Genomic DNA, 17,826 nt, shown 5'->3' on the forward strand with positions numbered 1-17,826 from the left:
TTCGTAGGTTACGCTTACAGCGTGACTTCTCATTGATTGTCACGCAGGTGAGGCCTGAGGGCCTCACCATGCAGTGACCTAAAAAATAAAATCCCGGTGAAAAGACCGGGATTTTTGTTTTATTTATAATCTAGTTATTCATCTTCCTGTTTGCCATCCCCAATACCGCGGGGGATCCACTTTTCTTTGTTCTCTCGCAAACGGTGAACGCCGCCGCCCCGGTTATGCAGCTCATCAAAGCCATGCGGCTTGAGGAACATCTCTTCGCCTTCCAGAAGGCCGAAGACACCGCTCTGGCCGGGTTCCAATGTTTCATCTTTGAAGGGCGCTACCAGGGCCGGGTCTATCGGCTTATAATCGGTCGGCTCCTCATAAGTGGTGATATAGCCTTCATAGTTTCGCAGGACAACCTTGTGGTCCGAATAGCTGATGAGGTAATTCGGGTTCAAAGGAATCTTCCCGCCGCCACCAGGCGCATCCACCACATATGTTGGGACAGCGAAACCGGATGTGTGGCCGCGCAGTGCTTCGATGATCTCGATACCTTTGCCGACAGGTGTGCGGAAGTGCCCGGCGCCGTGGACCAGGTCGCATTGATAGAGGTAATAGGGCCGTACCCGCATTCGAACCAAATCGTGCACCAGACGGCGCTGGATCGTGGGGTCATCATTGACGCCCGCCAGCAGCACGGACTGGTTGCCCAGAGGGATGCCCGCCCGAGTGAGTTTGTCACAGGCTTCCGCCAGTTCACCGGTGATCTCGTTGGGATGGTTGACGTGGATATTGATCCACAGCGGGTGGAATTTCTGCAGCATGTCGGTCAGCTCTTTGGTGATGCGCTGTGGCATGAACACCGGGACGCGTGAGCCAATGCGAACGACCTCAATATGCGGGATTTCTCGCAGGGCTGTAAGCAGGCGTTCCAAAATGCGAGGGGCCAGGGTTAATGGGTCACCACCGGAGAGCAGCACATCACGGACCTGAGGGGTGCGGCGGAGGTAATCCAGTTGGGCTTCAAAATCCTTGGAAGAGAAGGTCTGGGTGGGATCGCCAACGATCCGGGAACGGGTGCAATAGCGGCAGTAGCTGGCGCACTGGGTGGTGACCAGCATCAGAACCCGGTCGGGATAGCGATGGACCAAGCCGGGGACAGGAGAGTGAGCATCTTCCGCCAGGGAATCGCCCATTTCGCCTGTGAACGTCGATATTTCATCTGCAGTGGGGATGATCTGCCGTCGGACGGGGTCCTGCGGGTCATCTGGATCGATCAAAGATGCAAAGTAGGGTGTGATATCCACCCTAAAAAGGCCAGGTTGACTGAGTGCTTTGCGTTCACTCTTGGTGAGGGTCAGTACCTGTTCAAAATCCTCTACTGAGTTCAGCCGATGGCTGAGCTGCCAGCGCCAGTCGTTCCATTTTTCATCGGGAATGTCTGCAAAGGCGGCGGCACGCTTCGACGGAAAAGGTAACATCAATTTATCTCCTTTGGTTTTGATTGCCCTTATTCTAATATGGCTGCCAGGCTCAGGTCAATGAGAAACCCACTGTTCTGAGCCTGTTATTTTTATTATGTTTCGGATTCGATGGTATTAAGCTCCTTGAAGAAATATTCCCGATCCTCTTCGCTGTTGATTTTTTCACCAGCCTCTTGCCCCAGGATGATGAATTTCGCCGTTTCCATCAGGTCACCAGTCAGGTGACAGGCCCGCGCCATAGCTTCATAGGCGAAAGCCAGATCAAAATCGACAAGGTTGTTTTCGAGGGTGACCTGCAGGCAGCGCTCAGCGTGATAGAGGCAGGGCTCCGATCTGCCTACCACAGCGTAAACGCGGCTGATCTGCCATTCACCCCTGGCGATATTGACCGCTTCACCAGCAATTTCCCAATGGTACCGTGAGGCATGAGCGGCATTGATCATCCGATCCGTCTCGGCCTGGGTCCGGTCGGTCTTTTCCATCAGGTCCCAAGTGAGGTTGAAGAGGTCGATAGCCATTTGCCGGTGAATGGATTTATCCATTGGAATCCTTTCGAGTAAGCAGCTGATTATTCGTTGAACATTTCTCCGACACTGGTCCCTTCGTTAGCCCGTTTGATGACTTCGCCCAACAATTTGCTTATTGAAAGGATGACCAGCCGATCGCCAAAGAGTGCTTTCTTCTCAGGTGGGATCGGAACAGTGTTGGTAGTCACAAATTGTTTGACTGGTAGGGCAGCCAGACGTTCTGCGGCGTTATTGGAAAGGATGGGGTGCACGAAGATCATGTAGATATCCTGTGCGCCCTGTTCTTTCAAAATTTCCACGGCATGCACCATGGACCCGCCGGTGTTGATTTCATCATCGACCAGGAGGACATCCTTGCCTTTGACATCGCCGATGATCGTCAGGGATTTCGGGTTGGTGATGTCGGTGGTCCGTTTCTTCTCGATAAATGCCAGGCTGGTATGCAGCAAATCGGCATAGACCCGACCTTTCTTGGCAAAACCCAAGTCGGCTGTAACAACAACGGGATCGTTGAGGGTGGGGGCCAGTTCGACCAGGTAATCCTTGAGGATGTGGAAACCGCGCAGGACATCACCGGGGATTGAGAAGAAGCCCTGAATCTGGCCGGCATGCAGATCAAAGGTCATGTAGCGGTCAGCGCCGGCAGCAACGATCATATCCGCCACCAGACGGGCTGTGATCGGTACGCGGGGTTTGTCTTTTTTATCGGAACGTCCGTAGCAAAGGTAGGGGACGACCGCAGTGATCCGCCCAGCTGAGTCCAGCTTGAGGGTTTGGATCAGGATCAGCAGTTCCATCAGGTTGCGATGGACGGGTGTGGAGGTTGTCTGGATGACGTAGCAGTCCTGCCCGCGAACGCTGGATTGGAGTTGGACGAAGAGGTTTTCATTGGGGAACTGGGTAATCTCACGACCGCAGAGGTCGGTCTTCAGATAGTCTGCGATCTCCTGAGAGAGTTCCGGTGAGCCGGTGCCTGCAAATAGCTTGATGTTTCCAAAAAGCAGCTCATGCTGCATATGAGGGGTTGGCATTAATTCGATCCTTTTATTTCTGATTCTCAGATTTTTGTTCATCCCATTCAGGGCGGAGTACGCTCATGAAGTGGAGGTCGTAATATTGGCCGTGCTGGTAATGACCATCACGGAATTTGCCTTCATACTTATAACCGGCTTTTTCGTAAGCCCTGATCCCGCGATTGTTCTTGGCATAGACTCGCAGCCAGATCCGGTGCAGGTTGAGCGATTCGAAGCCATGCTTGAGCAGGAGTTTCATGGTCTCGGTGCCATAGCCCCGGTTCCAGAAATCCTTCTCGCCAATCATGATGCCGACTTCAGCAGACCGGCAGCGCCAATCCACATTATGAAATTGGCAGGTGCCAATGGGGCGATAACCGCCAGACTGGCTTTCATCCTGAATGTCAATGACAAAGGGATGTTCAACCGCTGGTAGGGACATCATGTTCTCGTACCAGCGGTCTTCTTCAAATTGCGACATGGGATAAACCAGCGTCAGATGTTCGGTCACCTCCGGGTCGTTCACCCAGGTCAGGAACAGGCTGGTCTCTTCTTTTTCTGCTGACCGAAGGCGTATTCTCTCGCCAATAATATGTGCCATGTCAGAACTTCCTTAGTCTTACGGATTGAGGCGGGTCGGCCCACGGAAGATGTAGACCGCTTCGCGAATATTCGGAAGATCCAACAGGATCATCAGGAAACGGCTGAGGCCGAAGCCGAAGCCGCCATGGGGTGGGGTGCCATACTTGAAGAAGTTAAGATAATCCTGAATGGGTTCATCGGTGAGGCCTTTGATATGGGCCTGTTCCCGCAAAACCTCATAGCGGTGTTCACGCTGCGCACCGGTGGAGACTTCCAAACCCTTTCCAAGCAAGTCGAAACTGCGGGTGGTTTTGTCTTCGGGGTCCAGCATGTGATAGAAGGGGCGGGCCTCAAAGGGCCAATCGGTCACAAACACATAGTCATGGCCTTCCTTCTCCTTGAAGTAAGCGCCCAGTGCCCGTTCAGCGCCTGGGTCAAGATCGTGGAGTTTATCAGGAGGGAGCTTGTAGCCCAGTTCCTTCAAGAGCTTATGAGCATCCGCCATCTTGATGCGGGGGAAGGGCACGGAGGGGACTTCCAGTTCCACACCAAAGACTTCTTTGATAGCTTCGCCATGCTTTTCGATGACTTTTTCGTAGGTGTAGGCCAGCCAACGCTCCATGAAAGCCATCACGTCTTCATGGGAGTCAACCCAGGACATTTCCATATCCACACCGGTGAACTCGGTCATATGGCGGGAGGTGAAGGAGGGGTCTGCTCGGAAGACGGGGCCGATCTCGAAGACGTTTTCAAAACCGGCAGCCATCGCCATCTGTTTGTAGAATTGGGGCGATTGAGCCAGATAAGCGGTCTTTTCAAAGTAGGGCAGGGAGAACAGTTCAGCGCCACTTTCACTGGGAGCGCCGACGATCTTGGGGGAATGGATTTCGATGAATTCGTGCTGCAGCCAATATTCCCGCATGGCATGTTCAGCAGTGGTTTCCACTGCAAAAATTAACTGGTTGACATCCCGGCGTAAATCCAAATAGCGCCAATCCAGCCGAAAATCCTGCTCGGGTAAGTATTCGCCGAAAGGCTCGAAGGCCACTGGGATCTCCGCTGCACCTTCAACCGTGAGTTCTTCCAGCTGTAATTCGATGCCGCCCAATTTGACAACGTCGTTCTTGACGACTTTACCGGTGACGGTCAGCGCAGATTCGGTCCCAACGTTGGAGATCAAGTCGGCGAGTTCGGGATTGCCTTTTTTCCAGTGGGCAACCTGAACCAGGCCGGTGCGGTCCCGGATGATCAGGAACTGCATATTTTTCTGGTCACGCAGGGTCTGCAGCCAGCCCTTAATGGTTACCTGTTCGTCGATATGTTGTCCAAGGTTTTTAATCAGCGTACGTTTCATGTTGTTCTTCTCCTGAATAAGCTTCTACCATCCATAATAACTTAAATTTTGCATCAAACCTATATAACTTAGGTCAATAATTCCAGGGCGGACTGGGGGCTGATCTTTCGTTCGATCACATCATTCAAAACGGCATCATAACGTGCCGGGTCCAGGCTTTCATGCCAATTGCGCACAAGGTAGTCCTGGATCAATGCCTGAAGGTCTTTTTCCAGCCGCTGGGCCTCTTTCACCTGCCAAAGACCGGATTGGCGCAAGTGATCCCGGTGGGATTTGATGGCTTCCACCAATTCGGGAATGCCCTGTCCTTGGGTGGCGGTCACAGGTAGCACCGGTGTTTTCCAATCTATCTGGGCTTCCCCGGTTTCGTGTTGTTCCGTTTGTGATTGGCGGAGGTGTTTGCCTGCCACGGGGAGACTGCCGCCGCCCTTTGACATTTCCAGCATGGCCTGCAGGGCACGCACGGCGTTTTCTGAACCGGGCTGGTCGGCTTTGTTGACCACCAGGATATCCCCGATCTCGAGAATCCCGGCTTTGATCGCCTGAATATCATCGCCGAGGCCCGGTGCTTCCACCACGATGACTGTATGGGCCAGTTGGGCGATATCCACTTCAGCCTGACCAGCGCCAACCGTTTCGACCAGGATCAGGTCAAAACCAGCGCCATCCAACAGGGTAGTAAAGGCAGCGGTGCTGTGGGCAAGGCCGCCCAGAGCACCGCGTGAAGCCATCGAACGTATGAAAATGCCGGGATCGCCGATCAGGTCCTGCATCCGGATTCGGTCCCCCAAAAGGGCACCTCCGGTGAAGGGGCTGGTGGGATCAACGGCAACAATGGCAATCTTGAGCTGCTCCCCCGAATGTGGGTCTTTTCTGAAGGCGCGGGCAAGCTGGTTCACCAGCGTGCTCTTACCTGTGCCGGGCGCACCGGTGATGCCGACCAGAAACGCGTTGCCGGTATGGGGGAAAAGGGTGGAGATCAACGCCTGACCTGCCGGATCTCCATTTTCAACGGCGGTCAGGGCGCGGGAAAGCGCGAGCCGATTACCCTGGCGGAGTGCTTCAGGATCGAGGTGCTTCATGTGATTAATTGGCTTGTGCTTGCAGCGCAAACCGGATGTCTTCAGCCACTTTCTTGGTGTCGGTGCCAGGTCCATACACTGCATAGACTCCCAGGGCCATTAACCCAGGGATATCATTTTCGGGAATGATTCCCCCAACAAAAACTTTTACATCGTCCAAGCCCAATTCGACCAGTTTATTGATAACTGCCGGGACGAGGGCGTTATGTGCACCGGAAAGGATCGACATACCAACCACATCCACATCTTCCTGCAAGGCGGCTTCGGCGATCATTTCAGGGGTTTGGCGTAGGCCGGTGTAGATCACTTCCATACCGGCATCTCGCAAAGCTCGGGCGACTACTTTTGCGCCGCGATCGTGCCCATCAAGGCCGGGCTTGGCGACTAAAACACGAATTTTTCTGTCTACCATTCACATCTCCATTGTGTCAGATTGCAATTTTGATTATACCGCGTTCGCTTATCTGGACGAGGGTTTCACCCCCTGATATTTCATTAAAAGAATAGCTCAATCATAGAAAAAGTGGTGGATCGGGATTTAAAAATAAAAAGAGCCGATTTTACCGGCTCTTTTGATGTCTTATGATTGTTCAGGCATGTTTCAACATGGGAAGGGCTTGTTTATCCTTGTTGAATTGATAGGATTCGATCGCTGAAGCATAGAGGATCTCACCGTAGTAGATGCGGTGAATATCCTTATTGGGATAGTGACGGTCAATGGTCACATCCAGAAAATGCGCCGGGTTGAGGTCATTGGCGTAAATTTTATTGCATTCAATGGTGAGTTCGGCTTCTTCATAAACCGGGGCGGTAACAGTATTCGCCCGCTGCAGAGTTAGGCCGGATTCGGCGATTTTGTCATGATCCCTGCCGGATTGCGTACCCATTATGGTCAACGCTTCGTGGCAGCTTCTGGGGAAAATGGAGATTGTGAAATTATCATACTTCTCCATGAATTTGAAGGTGTAGCGGGAGTGGCGGACGGCGACAAACGCAAAGGGTTTGCCCCACATCGTGCCCAGAGCTCCCCAGCCAATTGTCATTCCGTTATAATCATCCTGATCATAATCGCCAGCGGTCAGCAGAGCCCATTGGTTATGGAAGAGGTAGTGCGGTCTAAGGATAAGTTTCCTGATTTCAACTGGTAATCGATCCATGTTGTGTCCTTTCTTTCGAGAAGATAGTAACATAAGCGAGTTTAAGAAAGGTTTGAGTATAATTGGCATCATGATACCTAACGAGCCTCAAACACAATCTGAGAAGGTTAAACCTCCTCAGAGCCGGATTGGTAAAACATTTGCCGCTTTGCAGGCGTGGTTTGGCCGGAATAAGTGGGCCAGCACAGTTTTGACGGTGCTGCTGGTCATCATCCCGGTATATTTCCTGGGGCGCAGCCTGTGGGCAAACTGGCAGACCCTGACCACTGCGGAGATTGAGATTGACTGGGGCCGGATGGTGCTTTCCCTGGCAATCCTGATGGTGGCTTTTGCCTTGTTCCCTTCCGGTACCTTGATCGGATTGCGGGGATTGGGTACACGAGTGACTTATGGGCAGGCGTATTATGGTTACCACGCCTCGCAATTGGGGAAATACATCCCTGGCCGGATCTGGATCATCCCAGGCAGGGTGGTTACGATGCGGCGGTTTGGCGTCGATGGGTTGAAAGCGGCTGCGAGCACATTGATAGATATGTATGTCTTGCTCGTGGCGGGGGTCGTCGTTTTTATCCCCACGCTTCTTAACTCGGCACAGGAGACCATGCGCCAGCTAGGCTGGGTGGGGTTGCTGGGCTGTATCCCGCTTCTGATCTCGATCATTTTCCCGAGTGTATTGAATAAACTATTTTCCCTGGGTATGAAATGGATCGGTCGGGGTGAGGTGAGCTTTCATTTCGCCTGGTACCATTTTGCCCTGATGCTGGTCAATGACCTGCTGCTGTGGCTTATCGCCGGTTTCGGACTGTATCTGCTAGCGGATAGTTTTTCTCCACTGACCCTTGCCCAACTCCCGGCCGTGACCGGGGCGATGGGCTTCTCCTGGGTGCTGGGAACGGTTTCCTTCCTGACGCCGGCAGGATTGGGCGTGCGAGAAGGGGCAATGGGCGTGCTGCTGTCCGGTATTTTGCCGGTACCGCTGCCGGCACTGGTCGCCATCGTGGCGCGCTTTTGGTGGTCACTGGCGGATTTTGGTTCCATTGGCCTGGCTTTTTTGGCTTTTGGGCGGTGGGGGAAGAAAGAATAAATAAATATTCTCTGTTAATTAGGGGATATGAAAGTCCTTATTAAAAACGACCATCTAGTCTATTGTTTTTCTTTTGAAAATAATCGACCCCTTCCTGCCTGCTGCACTTTGTTTGCAGGCATCCTTCCCCTGATTTCAGGGGAAGGACTGAGGATGGGGTAAATACTATGATTTAATAACATTTGTCATGTTCTTTTTTCTGAGTTACTTGCCCTTGATTGTTCCGGATTATTTCAGTTATGCGCAAGCTGCCCGGTGATGTTCGGGTATAATCGAGGCTATGATGACAGAAACCAAGGATCGCTTCATCAACCGGGATGAACAGCCCGAAGATCACGAAGATCGTTCATTGCGCCCATCCTTTTTGGGTGAAATGATCGGTCAGCAGCAGGTTAAAGAGAACCTGCGCATCCTGATTGAAGCGGCCAAATTGCGCACTGAAGCGCTGGACCATGTGCTTTTCTACGGTCCTCCCGGCCTGGGCAAGACCACCCTGGCGCATATCCTGGCCAATGAAATGGATGTGGCGATCAAGGTGACCTCCGGCCCGGCGATTGAACGGGCGGGGGACCTGGCGGCGATCCTGACCAACCTGCATGCCGGGGATATCCTCTTTATTGATGAGATCCACCGCCTGGGACGGGCAGTTGAAGAAGTGCTCTATCCAGCCATGGAGGATTTCTCGCTGGATATCGTGATCGGCAAGGGCCCGGCGGCCCGTTCGATCCGCCTGAAGCTGCCGCATTTCACCGTGGTCGGGGCTACCACCCGGCTGGCATTGGTGACATCACCGCTGCGCGCCAGGTTTGGCGTGATCCACCGGCTGGATTTCTATGATCAGGATGCCCTGATTGAGATCGTTCAGCGCGGGGCTGGCCTGCTGGGTGTGACCTATGACGACCAGGGACTGGTGGAGATTGCTTCCCGCTCCCGTGGGACACCCCGGGTGGCCCTGCGAATGCTGCGGCGGGTGCGCGATTACGCCCAGGTGCGTGCGGAAGGGCAGATCAATGGCGAAGTTGCCAAGGCGGCTCTTGACCTTTTGAATATCGACGGCCAGGGGCTGGATGACCTGGACCGCCGGGTTTTACTCTGCGTGATTGAAAAATATGACGGCGGCCCAGTTGGGCTGAATACGATTGCGGCCTCGGTCAGCGAGGAACCGGATACGATCATGGATGTGGTCGAACCCTATCTGCTGCAGCTTGGGTTCCTGGAACGGACCTCACAGGGCAGGATGGCCACCCGGATTGCCTATGACCATCTCGGGCTGGATTTTCGTGACGGAAAAGCTCAGCAGCCGCTATTTTAAGGATGGACCACCCCTGAATGAAAACAACTGACTTTTATTATGATCTGCCGCAAGAGCGGATTGCCCAGACACCTGTTTACCCGCGCCATAATTCCCGTCTGTTGGTTTTGGACCGTGAAATGGATACGCTTGAACATACCCACTTTTGGGATATTGAACGCTTTCTGAAGTCCGGTGACCTGCTGGTGATCAACGAGACTCGGGTGATCCCGGCTCGTATTTTTGCAAAAAAGCTGCCAGGTGGCGGCAAAGCAGAGATTCTGCTGCTGGAAAAGAAAGATGAGCGCACCTGGACGGCACTGGTCGGGGGGAAGGGGTTGAAGGAAGGCCGCAAACTGGCAATTGACCAGGGACCCGAAGTGGAAGTGTTGCAGGTTTTGGACGGCCCGAAACGCTTGATTCAGTTCAGCGAGCCGATTGAGCCTTATTTCAGTCAGGTGGGGCATGTACCGCTGCCACCGTATATTCATGAAGAGTTGAACGACCCTGAGCGCTATCAGACGGTCTATGCCCGAGAGCCTGGTTCAGCTGCTGCGCCGACCGCGGGGCTGCACTTCACCCCGGATTTGATGCAAAAACTGGAAGCGAAGGGCGTGCAGTTTGCCCGGGTGGATCTGCATGTCGGGCTGGATACCTTTGCCCCGGTGACGGAGGATGACCCCACAGAGCATAAGATCCATACCGAGTGGTGTGAGTTAACGCCTGAGACGGCGGAAACCATCAACGCAGCCAAGGCCAAGGGCGGGCGGATCATTGCCGTGGGCACGACCAGCGTACGTACCCTGGAAACGGCAGCCCGGGGAGCGAAAGCAGGCGATGTGGTTGCACCTTTCAGCGGGCCAACTAACCTTTTCATCCTGCCAGGCTTTGAATTCAGGGCTGTGGATGCGATGGTGACCAATTTTCACCTGCCAAAATCCACTCTGCTGATGCTGGTCAGCGCCTTTGCGGGCAGGGAGCGCATGTTAAAGACTTATCAGATTGCCATTGAGGAGGACTACCGCTTTTTCTCTTTTGGTGACGCGATGCTGATTGTTTAGGCCAGTTACTTGGTCGCTACCTGGTAAAGGTCTAAATATTTTATAAATTTCTTATAAAAATTAGTTTGGTTTTACCCCGTTAGATGCTATAATTCATTTGTTCTAAAATATATAAAAAGACCCATTCTGCCTGACAAGGATTAAGAATATTATGATGCGATTTGATCGTTTCACAGAACGTGCCCAGGAAGCGGCACAGCGCGCGGCTGAAATTATTCAGCGCTATGGGCATAACCAAATTGATACTGAACACATCCTCCTGGCGTTGATCGAACAGCCCCAGGGCGTTATTACTCAACTGCTTGAGATCCTCAAAGTGGACTCCGAAAACTTCAAAGAACGCCTGGATTACATCCTGCGCACCAGCCCAAAGGCCAATATCTTTGGCGGTGGGGCAGGTCAGGTATTCATCACCCCTCGGGTGAAGCGGATCATTGACCAGGCGAATGAAGAAGCCAACCGGCTGAAGGACGAATATATCTCCACAGAGCACATCTTTCTGGCGATTCTCGGTGAGCGTAACACACCGGCAGCCCGGCTGCTGGAGGACCTGGGAATCACCCGCCAGCGTGTCCTGGATGCAGTTGACGAATTACGCGGTGGCCAGAAAGTGAATGACCCTAAAGCCGAATCCCGGTACCGCACACTGGAAAAATACTCCCGTGACCTGACGACCATGGCCCGCGAAGGGAAGCTGGACCCCGTGATTGGGCGCGATACCGAAATCCTGCGCTTGATCCAGATCCTCTCCCGCCGCACAAAGAACAACCCGGTGCTGATTGGTGAAGCCGGGGTAGGCAAGACTGCCATTGTGGAAGGACTGAGCCAAAAGGTTGCTAGCAACGATGTCCCCGAGATCCTGATGGGCAAGAAAGTTGTCTCTCTGGATTTGGGCGCAATGATTGCCGGTTCCCGGTTCCGGGGTGAATTTGAAGAACGGCTCAAGGCTGCTATTGAAGAAATTCAACGGTCAGAAGGGGAGATCATCCTCTTCATTGATGAGTTGCATACCGTGGTTGGCGCTGGCGCAGCGCAAGGCGCAATGGATGCCTCCAACATGCTCAAGCCTGCCCTTTCACGGGGTGAGCTGCAGTGTATTGGGGCGACCACGCTGGATGAATATCACAAACATATAGAAAAAGATGCAGCCCTTGAGCGGCGTTTTGCACCGGTCTATGTCGAAGAACCGAGTGTGGAAGACACGATTGAGATGCTGCGCGGCCTGCGGGACCGCTATGAAGCGCACCATAAGGTGACCTTCTCCAATGAAGCCCTGGTGGAAGCAGCCAAGCTCTCCGCCCGTTATGTGACGGACCGGCGTTTGCCTGATAAGGCAATTGACCTCATGGATGAGGCCGCGGCGAAATTGCGTGTGGCGCTTTATTCTCTGCCGGATGACCTGAAGGAAATGAAAACCGAGATTGATCGGCTCCTGAAGGAAGAGGAACAGGCTGGCGTGGAGCGCAACTATGAACGCGCCGCCCAGATGAAATCAGACCGGCTGCGAGCCGAAGAAGAATTTAATACCCACCGGGATATTTGGGAACAGGAACACAAACTGGATGAAATTGTGGATGTCAATGACATCGCCGAAGTGATCAACCAGTGGACAGGTATCCCTGTTTCGCAGATGATGGAAGATGAAAAGGATAAACTCCTGCAAATGGAAGACCGGCTGCATGAGCGGCTGATTGGGCAGGATGAAGCCATTGTGGCGATCTCTGACGCTATTCGCCGGGCCCGCAGCGGTCTGAAAGACCCCCGCCGGCCGATTGGTTCCTTTGTGTTTATCGGTCCTTCTGGTGTGGGCAAGACGGAACTGGCAAAAGCGCTGGCTGAATTCATGTTCGATGATGAAGAAGCGCTGGTGCGGATTGACATGAGTGAATATCGGGAACAGCATACAGTTTCCCGTTTGTTTGGCGCCCCTCCTGGTTATGTTGGCTATGAAGAAGGCGGTCAACTGACCGAAGCTGTCCGGCGCCGGCCTTACCGGGTGATCCTCTTTGATGAGGTCGAAAAAGCACATCCCGAAGTCTGGAATGCTCTGCTGCAGATCCTTGATGACGGCCGTTTGACCGATGGTCAGGGGCGGGTGGTGGATTTCCGCAATACCGTCCTGATCATGACCAGTAACCTCGGCACGGAATATGTGAACAAGAGCGGCACCCTCGGTTTCCTCGGTTCGATGGAAAATGGCGACCAGGGCAATCGTGAAAAGATCGAAAAAGCGCTCAAAGGCACCTTCCGCCCAGAGTTTCTCAACCGGATTGATGAGATTATTGTGTTCTCCTCACTTTCCATTGAGCATATGGAGCAAATTGTTGAATTGCAGATGAGTGATATCCGGGAAAGACTAGCGGAGCACGGCTTGGGTGTAGAATTGACCAGTGCCGCCAAGGAATGGTTGGCGAATGAAGGTTTTGACTCAGCCTTTGGCGCTCGGCCACTCAAACGAGCTTTGCAGAAGCATGTCGAGAGCCCGCTTTCCGTCAGCCTGCTTTCCGGCGACTTCAAAACAGGCGATACCGTTCTGGTGGATGTTGCCGATGATAAGGTCATCTTCACTAAGAAGGAAGGGATCAAGATTGAAAAGTTGGATGAGGCGGAAATCTGAGAACTAACGTAAAGAATTAAAAGAGCTGTCAAACTATTGACAGCTCTTTTTTGATTTTACTTTTTACCAAAAGTCGGCTGAAGATCTAGGTGAATCGGGAATATGGATATGATTATTTCATTCTTTTTTGATCACGATCAGCGTCACATCGTCCAGGCGGGGTGTTGAGCCCGTGAATGCCTGAACGGATATCAGAAGGCTGTTGAGGAGTTCCTGGGCTGTGTCTGCTTTACAGGTGTAAAGCGTATCCTTCAACCGTTGAAGGCCATAGAATTTCCCTTCATGGTTCTGAGATTCCGTAATGCCGTCCGTATAGAAGATCAAATATTCCCCGGATTGAAGTGTGATCGTGTTCGTTTCCCAGGTATTGTCTTTAAAGATCCCAACCAAGGTGCCTGTTTTATCCAAAGTTATGCAGCTCTTGTCATTTCCTTCGCTTCGTAATACGCAGGGGGGATTATGTCCTGCGTTGACATAAGTGAAGGTGCCATTCTGGGGGTTGAGGATGCCATACACCACTGTTAGAAAAATCCCATTTTGGGTATCGGTGAGGATGCGGCGGTTCACTTGGTGGATGACATCTTCCGGATCACGGGCTTCTTCACCGGCATAGGTGCGGATCAGTGTCCGGCTCATTGCCATATATAATGCAGCCCCAGCGCCCTTATCGCCAACGTCAGCGATGACCACGCCCAGCTTGCCACCTTCCAACTCAATGAAGTCATAAAAGTCCCCCGACGTCTCATGGGCGGGTAGCAGCACACCAGCCACTTGATAACCTGCTATGGTGGGGGAATGAGTCGGGATAAAAGTGTTTTGCACTCTTCCTGCTTCTGCAAGTTCCTGAGTGATCTTGCGATGGGCGATAGCCTGGGCTTTGGAGATGCACTTAAGCTGTCGTAGTTTCTCAATGATTACATCTTGATAGTAACTCACATCCATATCTTTGAATTCTGAGAGGACTTCCCGGAAGATGTTTTGTGCCTGGTCAATATCCTCTGGTTCATTGCGTTTCAGGAGGATAATGCCGATTTCCAGCATTACCCTTGCGTGCCACCAACGGCCTTCCATTTCTTCCAACCACTGCGCTGCAGCAGAAAGGTGTTCAAGCGCATGGTTCTCCTGACCATGAGCTAATGCCAACCGAGCTTGGGCTAGGGTGATCCAAATTCTATCCTGTTTATTTGGATGGTTCTGATAGATGTTATCCGCTTTTGCCACTGCCGCTTCGGCCAGATCCAGGTTGCCCTTGAGCGTATAGATCACGCCAATCAGGCATTGGGTGGCAAGTTCTGATTGAGCATGAACTTTTTGGGGTGTTTTTATGACGTCTGCGAGCATATCTAGGACAATGTCCAATTCTGAAGAATTGGTATTGTCAGATTCCAGAAGGTGGGATTCAAGGATGATCTCAGCCATGCAGTGATTGGCCAGAAGGTTTTGTTTGTAATCATGGGTTTGCCGGCTTCGTTCAATCAACTCAGTGAATGTATTGATCGCACTCCTGAAATCCCCTTTGTAGCGTTGTAAACACCCTTTCAGATAGAGATTATTGAGTGTAGTCTCGCCCAAATAAGATTCTGATTTCAGCAAATCTCTGTCAATAACTTCAAGGCGTTGTTCAACGTCTTTGAAATCTGCCAGCCAGAGTGAGGCATAGATAATTGATTGGTTTAAAGATAATTCATCTGATATGCCACCGGCTTTCACACCCAACTGGAGGACGCGCTTTCGGTAATCTCGGGCCAAACTAGTTTTGCCAAGGTCATCTACCACGAATGCAAGGTTGATATACGCTCTGGAGGCGGGGCCGAAAAGGTTATGCGCTTCACTGACTTTTACTGCCATTTCAAGAGATTCAATGGCTTGTTCAGGCTTGAGATTGGGGAGGACGCCTATGGTTGCGAGGGCTTCAGCTTGAACGTCATAGGCATTCAACCGTTTGGCCATTTCAAGCGCTTGCTCACAATACGTCTGGGCTTTCTCCGGTTGATCATTGAAGAAATAGGCCCGTCCGGTTTCGTGGATGAGGTAGGCGATATCGGCGCTTTCGGTTTTATCTCTGACAGCTTCAAGGCCTTCCAGGCATATCTCAAGTCCGTGCTTACGGTCATATCCCCACCAGGCGGACCGGGCTGACCACGCATAGACCCTTGCCAGCTGGTCAAAGTCCTGAAATTCCTGATGAAAATCGATTGCCTTCCGCCAGGCCTGGACGGCCGGACGATGCCTGCCTTGTTGGGCAAGAGCCTCTCCCAAATCTGTATATAGATGGGCTAAAGTGGCATGATCTTTAGTGATCTGGATCGCTTGGCTGAAATAATATTCAGCTTCTGCATTAGCAAATGAGTCTCGTGAGACATGACCTGCTTTATCAAGATAGTGGATGGCCTTTTCAGTGTGCTTGCCTTTCGAGAAGTGGTAGGCGAGCTGCGATGCAAGCCGCTCGAGCTGATCAGGGTAGAGGTCTTCAAGAGCCGTACCTACGGCGAGATGAAGCTTATTGCGATCCTCCTCGATGATGGAATGATAGGCTGCGTCATGGAGAAGGATATGTTGAAAAGTGTAAATCAGTTCAGGATGGACCTGGCTCACCTGGATCATCCCAATGGATTCCAAAACGTTGAGTTGTTCCATGAGGGCAATATTGGGAGACTGCGTCAGGAGGACTCGTTCAATCACCTTCTCCGGAAAAGTTCGCCCGATCACGCTGGCAACCCGCATTGTATCTCTGGCTTCTGCAGGGAGGCGATCAATCCGGGCAGTTAGCAGACCTTGCAGGCTGTCCGGGATTCGTTCGGTATTAACTTCCGATGCGACCTGCCAATGATCATTCTTCTGGACCAACATGCCTTCATTGGTCAGCATCCGCAGCAACTCTTCAATAAAAAATGGGTTGCCTTCAGATTTTTTCAGGATTAAATCTCGAACTTCATCCGGGAGTTTTTGGAGGTCAATCAGTTCGTTGACCAGTTCCTCGCTCTCATTTTCATCAAGGTTTTGCAGTGTGATCTCGTTCAGCCTTGGGCCGATTTGTTCCCGAGCAGCATTGATCAGGGCCCAACCATCCGAATCCCGATAAAGACGGGTGACCAAGCAGATCAGGATGGGAGCTGTTGTGGTGATGGGCAAAAAGTCCATCAGGATCTCTATTGAAGATTTGTCAGCCCAATGGAGGTCCTCCAGAACGATCACAAGGGGTTGCTCCATAGCCAGGGCCTTAAAGAATGATTGCAGGGCATTTAGATATTTTCCCTGCAATTCACTTGCTTTCAGTTGGTGGATATAGGTTTCTTTTTCTTCGGTCAACTGGACATCCAGAAGGTGGGCCAGATAGGTAATGATATTTTCGGGGTTTCCGCCCAACAAATTATTGGCTTTATTTGTAATTTTGGAGAGGATCTCTTCGGACGAATCTTCTCTGTCTATCTCAAGAGCTGACCGCAGTAAGGACTTTAATAAGTGATAGGCCAGTTCTTTACCGAAGGACTGACCATGGGCTTCGATCCAGTGCAGCCTTGTGGGCTGGTGCAAGGTCCTTAACTGCTGTTTCCATTCCATTACTAAACGAGATTTTCCAATACCGGGATCTCCAAGGATCATACTCAGCCGCCCCAAACCAGCGAGAACTGTTTCAGAAAGCTCAAGGAGGATCTCCAGTTCACTTTTACGGCCAATAAGCGGGGTGCTGCTGTTGATCGGGGTTCTCAAAAAGGATGCACCGGGTCGGTTGATCTGGTCAACTTGCCAAAGGTGATGCTCCTCATCAACTTTGGAGCAATAGGGATCAGATAATTCCGTGCATTGAACAAAGGGTTTGACGAACCGGAAGGTGTCTTCAAAGAGGATGATCGCATTGCTGGGAATCACCATCCGGGTGGCACGGTCCATACATTCGAGGGTTTCATTTACGGATTGGAAATCGAACCTTAGGTTGGATTTTAACTCGCCAATCAGAATTGGGCCGGTATTTAGGACAATGTGAAGATCAAAAGGGACGCCGAATTTCTCTTTGATGGTCTGGCTATACTTTCCAATTTCCAAGAGGATTGTGCCTGCTGCGTGAATGGCCCGTTGAGGGTCGTCCTCATGGGTCACTGGTGCGCCAAAGAACGCCAGAACCGTGTTTTTCCATAGTTTTGCGATGGACCCTTCAAACTCAAAAACGATTCCAGCAATTCGGTCCAGAACGGCGTTCAATATTGAACTTTGGTCTTCTTCCGGAATTTTTTCTGAGAAGTCACCCGCATTTGCAATGGTCAGCATCATGGCTGTAACATTGCGCTGCTCCTTGGAAAGGTACGGCACAGAGCGGACCTTCTGGACGAATCTTTTGGGTGCTGTGGCGGCGAGCCTGGAAAAATAAAGTTGTTCGAGAGTGGGGTTATTGGAAATGGGATAACCACAGAAACCACAAACCCGGGTTTTTGGATTGATTTCAGCCTGGCAGGAGGTGCAATTCATTGATAGTGACCCTTATGCTTCCTAATACGACCATTTGTGTCATATTCATTTGATTATATCATTATTGCTATTCAACAATCAATACAATCAGTCAGGGTTTATTGTTTTGATTTCAAACG

Annotated in this window: 13 protein-coding genes; 4 read left to right on the forward strand and 9 right to left on the reverse strand. The window is 51.7% G+C overall.

The window, feature by feature from the left end:
• Nucleotides 1-134: 134 nt before the first annotated feature.
• The 8 genes from ablA to JR338_00760 form a co-directional block, all read right to left on the reverse strand.
• Entirely contained in the window at nt 135-1,472 is a 1,338-nt protein-coding gene (gene ablA, locus JR338_00725) for a lysine 2,3-aminomutase (protein QRN83316.1), read from the reverse strand.
• 95 nt (nt 1,473-1,567) lie between these two features.
• Nucleotides 1,568-2,017 carry a hypothetical protein gene (locus JR338_00730; GenBank protein QRN83317.1) on the reverse strand — a complete coding sequence of 150 codons (450 nt, stop codon included), beginning with the start codon at nt 2,015-2,017 and terminating at the stop codon, nt 1,568-1,570.
• 26 nt (nt 2,018-2,043) lie between these two features.
• On the reverse strand, nt 2,044-3,018 hold the full coding sequence (locus JR338_00735) for a ribose-phosphate diphosphokinase (GenBank protein QRN84317.1): 975 nt from the start codon (nt 3,016-3,018) through the stop codon (nt 2,044-2,046).
• A 28-nt stretch (nt 3,019-3,046) separates the two neighbouring features.
• Nucleotides 3,047-3,616: a GNAT family N-acetyltransferase gene (locus JR338_00740; protein QRN83318.1), complete on the reverse strand. Its 570-nt coding sequence runs from the start codon at nt 3,614-3,616 to the stop codon at nt 3,047-3,049.
• A gap of 18 nt (nt 3,617-3,634) precedes the next feature.
• A complete protein-coding gene (gene aspS, locus JR338_00745; GenBank protein ID QRN83319.1) occupies nt 3,635-4,951 on the reverse strand; it encodes an aspartate--tRNA(Asn) ligase in 1,317 nt (438 codons plus the stop codon).
• Nucleotides 4,952-5,019: 68 nt separating this feature from the next.
• On the reverse strand, nt 5,020-6,033 hold the full coding sequence (meaB, locus tag JR338_00750) for a methylmalonyl Co-A mutase-associated GTPase MeaB (GenBank protein QRN84318.1): 1,014 nt from the start codon (nt 6,031-6,033) through the stop codon (nt 5,020-5,022).
• Between the two features lie 4 nt (nt 6,034-6,037).
• The gene (locus JR338_00755) at nt 6,038-6,445 is read right to left on the reverse strand and encodes a cobalamin B12-binding domain-containing protein (protein ID QRN83320.1); all 408 of its coding nucleotides are present in this window, start codon (nt 6,443-6,445) and stop codon (nt 6,038-6,040) included.
• Nucleotides 6,446-6,623: 178 nt separating this feature from the next.
• Nucleotides 6,624-7,190, reverse strand: a complete 567-nt coding sequence (locus tag JR338_00760) for a flavin reductase (protein QRN83321.1) — start codon at nt 7,188-7,190, stop codon at nt 6,624-6,626.
• A 70-nt stretch (nt 7,191-7,260) separates the two neighbouring features.
• Here JR338_00760 and JR338_00765 point away from each other — a divergent pair, with 70 nt between their 5' ends.
• The 4 genes from JR338_00765 to JR338_00780 all read left to right on the forward strand — a co-directional run bounded on the left by JR338_00765 (nt 7,261) and on the right by JR338_00780 (nt 13,243).
• Complete coding sequence (locus tag JR338_00765) at nt 7,261-8,274, forward strand: hypothetical protein (protein QRN83322.1); 1,014 nt, start codon at nt 7,261-7,263, stop codon at nt 8,272-8,274.
• A 283-nt stretch (nt 8,275-8,557) separates the two neighbouring features.
• Nucleotides 8,558-9,586: a Holliday junction branch migration DNA helicase RuvB gene (gene ruvB, locus JR338_00770; protein ID QRN84319.1), complete on the forward strand. Its 1,029-nt coding sequence runs from the start codon at nt 8,558-8,560 to the stop codon at nt 9,584-9,586.
• Nucleotides 9,587-9,603: 17 nt separating this feature from the next.
• Nucleotides 9,604-10,626, forward strand: coding sequence for a tRNA preQ1(34) S-adenosylmethionine ribosyltransferase-isomerase QueA (queA, locus tag JR338_00775; protein QRN83323.1), 1,023 nt, complete (start codon nt 9,604-9,606; stop codon nt 10,624-10,626).
• Nucleotides 10,627-10,780: 154 nt separating this feature from the next.
• Nucleotides 10,781-13,243: an AAA family ATPase gene (locus tag JR338_00780; protein ID QRN84320.1), complete on the forward strand. Its 2,463-nt coding sequence runs from the start codon at nt 10,781-10,783 to the stop codon at nt 13,241-13,243.
• 117 nt (nt 13,244-13,360) lie between these two features.
• On the opposite strand, the gene JR338_00785 is transcribed toward JR338_00780, so the two are convergent.
• On the reverse strand, nt 13,361-17,707 hold the full coding sequence (locus JR338_00785) for a SpoIIE family protein phosphatase (protein QRN83324.1): 4,347 nt from the start codon (nt 17,705-17,707) through the stop codon (nt 13,361-13,363).
• Nucleotides 17,708-17,826: the final 119 nt, after the last annotated feature.

It is taken from the genome of Chloroflexota bacterium (assembly GCA_016887485.1).
In the GTDB taxonomy this organism is placed as follows: Bacteria; Chloroflexota; Anaerolineae; order Anaerolineales; family Anaerolineaceae; genus Brevifilum.

What these genes read in the sequence shown, in the direction of transcription:
- JR338_00765 (QRN83322.1), top strand. Translation starts at nt 7,261, where the DNA reads ATGATACCTAACGAGCCTCAAACACAATCTGAGAAGGTTAAACCTCCT.
- JR338_00760 (QRN83321.1), bottom strand. Translation starts at nt 7,190, where the DNA reads ATGGATCGATTACCAGTTGAAATCAGGAAACTTATCCTTAGACCGCAC.
- JR338_00740 (QRN83318.1), bottom strand. Translation starts at nt 3,616, where the DNA reads ATGGCACATATTATTGGCGAGAGAATACGCCTTCGGTCAGCAGAAAAA.
- JR338_00735 (QRN84317.1), bottom strand. Translation starts at nt 3,018, where the DNA reads ATGCAGCATGAGCTGCTTTTTGGAAACATCAAGCTATTTGCAGGCACC.
- queA (QRN83323.1), top strand. Translation starts at nt 9,604, where the DNA reads ATGAAAACAACTGACTTTTATTATGATCTGCCGCAAGAGCGGATTGCC.
- meaB (QRN84318.1), bottom strand. Translation starts at nt 6,033, where the DNA reads ATGAAGCACCTCGATCCTGAAGCACTCCGCCAGGGTAATCGGCTCGCG.
- JR338_00755 (QRN83320.1), bottom strand. Translation starts at nt 6,445, where the DNA reads ATGGTAGACAGAAAAATTCGTGTTTTAGTCGCCAAGCCCGGCCTTGAT.
- ablA (QRN83316.1), bottom strand. Translation starts at nt 1,472, where the DNA reads ATGTTACCTTTTCCGTCGAAGCGTGCCGCCGCCTTTGCAGACATTCCC.
- JR338_00780 (QRN84320.1), top strand. Translation starts at nt 10,781, where the DNA reads ATGCGATTTGATCGTTTCACAGAACGTGCCCAGGAAGCGGCACAGCGC.
- ruvB (QRN84319.1), top strand. Translation starts at nt 8,558, where the DNA reads ATGACAGAAACCAAGGATCGCTTCATCAACCGGGATGAACAGCCCGAA.
- aspS (QRN83319.1), bottom strand. Translation starts at nt 4,951, where the DNA reads ATGAAACGTACGCTGATTAAAAACCTTGGACAACATATCGACGAACAG.
- JR338_00730 (QRN83317.1), bottom strand. Translation starts at nt 2,017, where the DNA reads ATGGATAAATCCATTCACCGGCAAATGGCTATCGACCTCTTCAACCTC.
- JR338_00785 (QRN83324.1), bottom strand. Translation starts at nt 17,707, where the DNA reads ATGAATTGCACCTCCTGCCAGGCTGAAATCAATCCAAAAACCCGGGTT.